Below are 8,271 nucleotides of genomic sequence, written 5' to 3' on the forward strand. Positions count from 1 at the left end.
ACGCTGGATCGCGCGGAACGTCTCGTTCCCCAACTCGATGGTCGACCGCATCACCCCGGTCACCACGGACGAGACGCGGGCCGCGATCGCCGAGGAGTTCGGCATCCGGGACCGCTGGCCCGTCCGCGCGGAGTCGTTCGAGCAGTGGGTGCTTGAAGACGCGTTCCCGGCCGGCCGGCCTCCGTTCGACGAGGTCGGCGTGCAACTCGTCGACGACGTGGAGCCCTACGAGCTCATGAAGCTGCGGCTGCTCAACGCGTCGCACCAGGCGATGAGCTACCTCGGCATCCTGTCGGGGGCGCACTACGTGCACGAGGTGTGCACCGACGACCTGTTCGTGTCGTTCCTGCAGGGCTACATGCACGAAGAGGCCATCCCGACCCTGCGCCCCGTGCCCGGCATCGATCTCGACGCCTACTGCGATCAGCTCATCGCGCGTTTCAGCAGCGAGGCGATCCTCGACACGCTCGCGCGTCAGGTCGTCGACGGCTCCGACCGTCTGCCGAAGTTCCTGCTTCCGGTCGTCCGTGCGCAGCTCGAGAGCGGCGGACGCATCGATCACGCCGCCCTCGTGCTGGCCGCGTGGAGCGTGTTCCTCGAGGGGAAGACCGAGACGGGCGAAGAGACGCCCGCGGTCGACAGCCGCCTCGAAGAGCTGCGCGCGATCGTCGCCGACGACCCGGTGGCCCTGCTCGACTACGCGCCGGTGTTCGGCGACCTGGGGCAGAACCCGCGCCTGCGCGAGGCCTATCGTGAGGCGCGCGCGTCGCTGGCCACCCACGGCGCGCGGGGCGCGATCGCTCGGGTCATCGGCGCCTGAGGCTCGTCCCTCCCGCCGGAGCGCGACTGGTCGGGACGGCGCCGCGCGGCACCCGAGCGGGCCCTACTCCTGGCGACGCCACGCGGCACCTGAGCGTCCCTGGTCGGGGCGGCGCCGCGCGGCACCCGGTCGGGCCACCTCAGGGCGCTGCCACGCGGCATCCGAACGCCCCTCGTCTGGGCGGCGGCGCGCAGCACCCGGTCGCGCCACCTCAGGGCGCTGACACCCGGCATCCGAACGCCCCGGGTCGGGGCGACGCCAAGCCCGAGGGCCCGAGCGCACGGTTCGGGCACCGCGGACGCCCCGCCACGCACGACGAGCCGCCGTCAGAGGCCGCAGGACTCCCGCTCGACGAGCGACACATCGATCACGGTGACCTCGTCGAGGTCGACCCCGGCCTCGGGCTGCAGTCGCGCGAACACCCGTTCGGCGGCGAGCGCGCCGATGCGGCGGGGGTCCTGGTCGATCACGGTCACGGACGGCGTGAGGGTGTCGGCCATGGGGAAGTCGCCGAAGCCGACGTACGGCATCGGCCGGCCCCGCAGAACGTGCGCGAGAGCCATCGACGAGCGCGCGTTCGCCGAGAACAGGGCCGTGGGCGGGTCGTCGATTCCGCGGAGTCGTTCGAGGGCGGATGCCGCGGACTCGCGGTCCGAGACACCTGAGGCGACGAGGTGCTCGTCGACATCGACTCCGGCGTCGCGCAGCGCGCGGCGCCACCCCTCGACGCGCTTGGTCTCGGTGGAGAGGTGCACCATGTCGCCGATGTAGGCGATGCGACGGTGCCCGTGCGAGAGCAGGTGGGTCGTGGCGAGGTGAGCGCCGGCCTCATCGTCTTCGGTGAAGGTGTCGGTGTGCAGCCCGAAGGGAGCGCGGTCGACGAAGACGATCGGGGTGTGCCCCCGCCAGCGTTCCAGCCACGAATGGTCAGTGCCGACCGGGGCGATCACGAGACCGGTCAATTGGCGCCCGAGCAGAGACTCGAGGGCGGGACGCTCGTTCGCGGGGTCGTCGCCGAGGCTCGTGACGAGGGTCGAGAGCCCACGGTCGCGCGCGAGGTCCTCGACGGCGCGCGCGATCGCGGCGAAGAAGGGGTCGACCACGTCGGGAACGGCCACGCCGATCACCGACGCGCGCCCCGCGCGGAAGGTGGTGGCGAGCGCGTTGGGGACGTAGTTGAGGTCGTGCATCGCCGCTTCGACGAGCGCGCGGGTGTCGGGGAGGACGTGCGGGTCGTCGTTGAAGACCCGAGACACGGTCTTGGTGCTGACCCCGGCGCGCAGGGCGACGTCGCGCATGGTCGTCACAGGGCACCTCCAAGGTCGGGTCGGGCGGCGGATCGGCCCCGCCACCCTATCGCCCGCCCGGCGTCGAACCGGTCCGGCACCGCGTGCACCCGCGGGACGACCGCACGACGCGGGGCGGGCGAGGGGGTCATCAGCGGCCGTCGACGGCGTCGGCGAGCTCGCGCAGGCGCGGCAGCGCGCGGCCCGAGAGGAGCTCCTCGCGACGGTCGGCGTCGATGGAGAGGCTGTCCTTCCACAGCGACCGGCCGGCCATCGCGCCGGAGGCGCCGTTGGCGACGGCCGTGCGCACCTGTTCGATGAAGGTCTCGTGGTCGACGCCGGCCGACAGCACGGCCCACGGCACGCCCTGAGCGGCCTCCGTGACGCGGGCGCTCGCCTCGGCGGAACCGGGGTACTGCAGCTTGAGGATCTTCGCGCCGCACGCCACGGCGAGGGCGGCACCGTCGACGACGAGGTCGGCGAACTTCGCCTTGTACTCCTCATCGCTCTCGTCGTCGAGCTGGTAGGTGAGCAACTCGACGATGAGGAGCAGCCCCTCCTCGTCGCACGCCTTCACCAGATCGCGGATCTCGTGCGCGACGCGGGAGTCGGCATCCTGTTTGTCGGGCCGTGTGTACCAGAGCATCTTGGCGACGTCGGCGCCCTGCTCCCGGATCGAGTGCGGCGTGACCCCCGGGACGAAGCGCGTGTACTTGAGGCCCTCGACCGTCTCGGCACCCGAGGCATCGAGACCGACGACGAGGGCGGTGTCGCGGGCGAGCACGCCGTCGTCGACGATCTGCGGCAGCGCGACCTCGGGGTCAAGCAGGATCGCGGGGGCGTGGTTGGCGAGGTGGCGCACGAGGTCGGCCTTCACCTCGGCGAGTTCTTCGCGCGAGATGGCGTCGGAGCCGTTCGGAGCGTCCTTGATGGCGGCCTTCATGCCGTTGCGCTGGTCCGCGGCGACGATGAGCATGTGGCCGTCGGGGGTGCTGATCGACTGGAGCGCGCGGCGCTCGAGCGTGGTGAGTGCGTTCATGATCTCTCTTTTCTGGGGGTCTGTTCGCGCGTCCGGTCGGGATGAGCGCGGCGGGTGGGAAGTCAGGAGGGGACGGATGCCGAGACGAGGCGCCGCGCCATGTCGGCGGCTCCGTACGCGACGTCCTGCTCGCGGGTGGACAGGGACGGATTCGGGAGCACCTCGGCGCGGGCGCGCCGGACGCTGGCCATGCCCGCCCAGCCGCCGGTGAGGGTGGAGTGCGTGGCGGGGGCGACCTCGCGGTCCATGGCGGCGATGAGCTGGGCGATCTCGTCGTTGCTGTGCCGGAGCACGGCGCCGAAGATCTCGGCGGGGCTCGCCTCGGCGTGAAGGGTCAGACGCAGGACGCCGTCGTCGTTGCGGGCGCCGGTGACCTCGATCGCCCCGGCCGGCAGTTCCCCTTCATAGGAAAGGGCCATCACGGCGTCGTCGAGGGCGTCGCGACCCGCGCGATCGCTGATCCCGGCGGCGTGGAGAGCGCGGCGCAGCAGGAGCCCGGTCTTGACGCCCGCGACGAGCACGTGCTTGCCCGGCACGACGTGGCGCACCTCGTTGATGAGCGCGTCGGCGAGGCGCTGGCGTGCGGCGAAGCCCAGGGGCGCGTCGAGCACGCGCAGAAGGACCTCGGCGGTGCCGAGGGAGACGTGGTAGCCGTCGGCATCCAGGGTTCCGTTGGCCTGGGCGGCGACGAGGTGATCGTGGCCGGCGACAGTGAGGGCGGCACCCGCGACGCGGGGACCGAGAGCGTCGGATGCCACGCCCCAGGGCAGTCCGCCTCCGCGCAGCGGCGGCAACAGGTCGGCGTCGACCCCCAGCGCGTCGAGCATCGCGGGCCAGGCCGCACCGGAGTCCTGGTCGATGAGCCCGGTGCGTGAGGCGAGCGAGAGCTCGAGCGCCACGTCTCCCCCGAGGGCGGCGACGACGAACTCGGGGAGGTCGAGCCAACGCAGACCCTGGAGCGACGTGCCCTGGTCGCGCAGCCACGCGAGCTTGGCGACGCTCACCTGGGCGCCGAGGGGCAATCCCGTGCGTCCGGCGAACTCCTCGCGCACGACGGCGGGGAACGCGGCGATCTGCTCCCACCCGCGCGGGTCGAACCACGCGAAGCCCGGGCCGGCGGCGACGCCGTCCGCGTCGATCAGGATGCCGGTCTCGCCCATGCCCGCGACGGCGAGCGAGGTGAGCGGGTCGGCGGTCAGAGGCGCGAGCTCGGCGTCCACCAGATCGATCAGCGCGCGAACCGCGGCGAGCAGATCGCCCGCGTCGATGTCGGTGGTTCCGCCCTCGCCCACACGCCAGGGTGTGGGCACCTGGGCGGCGGCGAGCTCGGTTCCGGCGTCGTCGATGACGAGCATCTTGATGCCCGTGCTGCCGAGATCGATGCCCGCGTGGAGGCGCGAGGGGCCCGTCGCCATGTCACCGGTGTCTTGCATGCGCGGCCGTCCTTTCCGGAACTTCTTCGAGTCCCGGAATTTCGAGCATGACACCGGTGACTTGCTACGTCTATCGTGGAGGTATGCCGTCGCCGTGTCAACTTCCCGATCCGCTCGCCGTCGTCGTCGCCGGGACCGCCGGGAGCGGCAAGAGCACGCTCGGCCGCGCGATCGCCGAGCGGCTCCGGGCGCCCTTGATCGACCTCGACAGCGTCACGACGCCCCTGCTCGACGCCCTGCCTGCGGGGGTGCTCGGCGACCACTGGCTCACCTCGCCGCACGCCGCCGCGATCCGCGCCGGACGCTACGCCGCACTTCGCGCCACGGCGGCGGATGCACTGTCCACGGCCGGCCGCGTCGTGGTCGTCGCCCCCTTCACCGCGGAGCTCGCGGGCGGCGCTGAGTGGGAAGCGCTGCGCGCGGCTCTCGCCCCCGCCGAGCCGCACGTCATCCACGTCGACGGAGACCCCGCGGTGCTGGCATCCCGTCGCGCCTCCCGGGGAGCGTCCCGTGACGCGCACCGCCCCGACACCGCGCCCGCCGCACCCGCGATCCCGGTGACCACCGTGGATGCGGAACTGTCGACGGCGCAGCAGCTGGCCCGGGTGCTCCCTGCGCTCGGGCTCCGCCGGCCGGTCGACACGAGCGCAGACATCTTTACCCGCGAGTTCGACGCCGTGCTCTTCGACCTCGACGGGACACTGGTCGACTCCACGGCATCCGTCGTCCGCTCCTGGCGCCGGTTCGCCGAGCACTTCGAGGTGTCGATGGAGGCCCTGCACGCCAATCACGGACAGCCCGCGCGCACGCTCGTGGGGCATCTGCTGCCCTCCGACCGGCACGCCGAGGCGATCGCGCACGTCACCGATCTCGAGGTGACGGATGCCGTGGGCCTGCGGCCGATCCGCGGCGCCGGGGAGTTCTTCGCCTCGGTGCCCGCCGAACGTCGAGCAATCGTGACGTCGGGGTCGGTGCCGATCGCGACGGCTCGCCTCGCTGCGGCCGGCTACGCGCAGCCCGCGGTGTTCGTCACGGTCGACGACGTCGTCAACGGCAAGCCGCACCCGGAGCCGTTCCTCACCGCCGCCGCCCGCCTCGGCGTCGACCCGTCACGCTGCCTCGTCGTCGAGGACGCCCCGGCCGGCATCGCCGCAGCACGGGCCGCGGGGTGCGCGGTGCTGGCGCTGACCGGCACCACGGCCGATGAGGAGCTGACCGCCGACCTCGTCGTGGACGGCCTGGATGCCGTGCGGCTCGAGGTCACGGCATCCGGGGCGCTGCGTCTGGCTCCGGCCCCGCCCCTCGTGTGACGACATCGAGCGCAACGGGAACGGCGCGGCTCTCACGTCGTCCGACTGAGCGATCCCGGATGCCAGGACTCGGGCCCTCGGCCTGACTCCCGGCATCCACCCCTCCTCCGTCCACCGATTGCCACGATCTGTCGCCTCCGGCACCCCCGAAGCGACGAACTGCGGCAACCCCCGTCGCGCGGAGAGTCCCCGCGTCCCGGGGTTCCGCCCGACGCGGTCGCCGGTGGGGATCAGCCGATCGGCGTCGGCATCCGTTCGACGTCGTAGCGGACGACGCTGGACTCCCCGGTGGTCTCATCGAGCAGCTCGACCTCCCAGCGGTCGGTGAACTGGTCGACGCCGGCGATCATCGGGATGGTGCCCGAGATGAGGGCGACACCCGCCTGCCGCTCACCGCGCTCGGCGAGCACGTCGAGCCAGTACTGCGGCGACAGCAGTTCGCCCACGCGGCCGTCCTGAATGAGGGTGCGCTCGGTACCCACCCAGGCTCGCAGGCGCAGATCGTCGGCGCGCCCGCCCAGCGACGACAGGCGCCATGCCCGACGCCCGAGCACGTCGGGACCGGCGTTCTTGCTCCACGCCACACCGTGCACCTCGAGGGCGCGGTCGGTGTGGTCGCAGGCCACGGTCAGCAGCACGTCGTCGGCCGCGGGACCCGCGATGACGATGCCCCACTCGGCCTCGCCCGAGGTGCGCTCGTGCTGAGCCTCGACCAGGTCGCCTTGCCGGGCGAGGTAGGACGACACCGGGTACAGCGACGGGATCGTCGTCGGCGCGGGCACCCCGAGCTCCGCGAGTTCGTCGATGTGGTGCCGCACGGCGGCCTGGTCACGACCGGCGTACCCGGCGTTGTACAGGTGCTGCACGTCGACGGTGACGAGGGTGTCCTCGCCGATGATCTCGAACTCCAGAATGCTCACGTCGCCTCTTCTCGGTGTTACGACGAGAGAAAATCTCGCCGTATCGGTTGCGTATACGTCGTGTATACAGCAAGTATGAGGGGAACGGAAACGCACCGACGCGGTTCGCCGACACCAGATGGGACCCTCATGACGAACGTTCGACACGGAGCGCTGCACGGCCGAGAGCACAAACGCTCACTCGCCAAGGCCTACACCGCCAGCCTCACCGGCACCGCTCTGGAGTGGTACGACTTCGCCGTCTACTCCGCGGCCGCGGCCGTCGTCTTTCCGGCGCTGTTCTTCCCCGAGAGCGACCCGCTGACGGGCGCCCTCCTGGCCTTCTCGACCTACGCGGTCGGCTACCTCTCGCGCCCCGTGGGCGGCATCGTCTTCGGCCGACTCGGCGACAAGATCGGCCGCAAGAAGGTGCTCGTGATCACGCTCATGCTCGTGGGCGTCGCCACCTTCCTCATCGGCGTGCTCCCCACCTACGACGCCGTCGGACCGCTCGCCGCGGTCATTCTCGTGCTGCTGCGCTTCGCGCAGGGCGTCGGCGTCGGCGGCGAGTGGGGCGGTGCCGTGCTGCTGTCGAGCGAGTTCGGCACACCGCGACGGCGGGGGTTCTGGGCCTCAGCCGCGCAGGTCGGACCGCCCGCGGGCAACCTGCTCGCCAACGGCGTTCTCGCGGCCCTGACACTCATGCTCACCGACGAGCAGTTCCTGGCGTGGGGTTGGCGCGTCGCGTTCCTGCTGTCGGCCGTGCTCGTCGCGTTCGGCCTGTGGATCCGCCTCGCACTCGAAGACACCCCGATCTTCCGCGCGATCGAGCAGTCCGGCGACCGCCCCGAAGCGCCCATCCGAGACGTGTTCCGCCTCGAGGGCCGTGGCCTGCTCGCCGCCATCCTCTGCCGGCTCGCCCCCGACATCCTCTACGCGATGTTCACGGTGTTCACCCTCACCTACGGCCTGACACAGCTCGGCATGGACCGCTCGCAGGTGCTCACCGCCACCCTCATCGGCTCCGCGTTCCAGCTCGCCCTCATCCCGCTCGCCGGCTGGCTCAGCGACCTCGTCAACCGTCGCGTGCTGTACGCGATCGCGGCCGTCGCCGCGGCTGTCTGGCCGTTCGTCTTCTTCGTCATGATCGGCGGAGGGTCGCAACCTCTGTTCATCCTGGGTGTCGTGGTGGGCCTCGCGATCCACTCCTTCATGTACGGGCCCCAGGCCGCGTTCATCACGGAGCAGTTCAGCCCACGCCTGCGCTACACGGGCTCCTCGCTGGCGTACACGATCGCCGGCGTGTTCGGTGGAGCCCTCGCACCGGTGATCTTCACGGCACTGCTGAGCGCGACGGGCAGTTGGGTCGCTCCGGCGATCTACCTCGGGGTGGCTGCTGTGCTCACCGTGGTCGGCCTGCTGCTCGGGCGCAACCCCCAGCACGCCGAAGACGAGGAGTATCTCGACGTGCTCGCCTCGTCGCG

Annotated in this window: 7 protein-coding genes; 3 read left to right on the forward strand and 4 right to left on the reverse strand. The window is 71.7% G+C overall.

Annotation, left to right across the window (positions count from 1 at the left end; all coding sequences use genetic code 11):
- Positions 1-820: mannitol dehydrogenase family protein (locus tag P2P98_RS00775; protein ID WP_275796260.1), on the forward strand; the 820-nt coding region annotated here is incomplete at its 5' end.
- 326 nt (positions 821-1,146) lie between these two features.
- Here the strand turns inward: P2P98_RS00775 and P2P98_RS00780 are convergent.
- The 3 genes from P2P98_RS00780 to P2P98_RS00790 all read right to left on the reverse strand — a co-directional run bounded on the left by P2P98_RS00780 (position 1,147) and on the right by P2P98_RS00790 (position 4,578).
- Positions 1,147-2,118 (reverse strand): LacI family DNA-binding transcriptional regulator, encoded by a 972-nt coding sequence (locus P2P98_RS00780; RefSeq protein WP_275796272.1) that lies wholly within the window; start codon positions 2,116-2,118, stop codon positions 1,147-1,149.
- Positions 2,119-2,257: 139 nt separating this feature from the next.
- Positions 2,258-3,145: a hypothetical protein gene (locus tag P2P98_RS00785; protein WP_275796262.1), complete on the reverse strand. Its 888-nt coding sequence runs from the start codon at positions 3,143-3,145 to the stop codon at positions 2,258-2,260.
- 62 nt (positions 3,146-3,207) lie between these two features.
- Positions 3,208-4,578 carry an FGGY family carbohydrate kinase gene (locus P2P98_RS00790; protein ID WP_275796264.1) on the reverse strand — a complete coding sequence of 457 codons (1,371 nt, stop codon included), beginning with the start codon at positions 4,576-4,578 and terminating at the stop codon, positions 3,208-3,210.
- An 83-nt stretch (positions 4,579-4,661) separates the two neighbouring features.
- Between P2P98_RS00790 and P2P98_RS00795 the strand changes: the two genes are divergently transcribed.
- Positions 4,662-5,888: an HAD-IA family hydrolase gene (locus tag P2P98_RS00795; RefSeq protein WP_275796266.1), complete on the forward strand. Its 1,227-nt coding sequence runs from the start codon at positions 4,662-4,664 to the stop codon at positions 5,886-5,888.
- 230 nt (positions 5,889-6,118) lie between these two features.
- Here P2P98_RS00795 and P2P98_RS00800 read toward each other — a convergent pair whose 3' ends face one another.
- Positions 6,119-6,808, reverse strand: a complete 690-nt coding sequence (locus P2P98_RS00800; RefSeq protein ID WP_275796268.1) for a DUF2848 domain-containing protein — start codon at positions 6,806-6,808, stop codon at positions 6,119-6,121.
- A 129-nt stretch (positions 6,809-6,937) separates the two neighbouring features.
- Here P2P98_RS00800 and P2P98_RS00805 point away from each other — a divergent pair.
- The coding region (locus tag P2P98_RS00805) for an MFS transporter (protein ID WP_275796270.1) at positions 6,938-8,271 on the forward strand (1,334 nt) is incomplete at its 3' end.

The sequence above is a fragment of the Microbacterium sp. Kw_RZR3 genome (genome assembly GCF_029222405.1).
Lineage (GTDB): Bacteria > Actinomycetota > Actinomycetes > Actinomycetales > Microbacteriaceae > Microbacterium.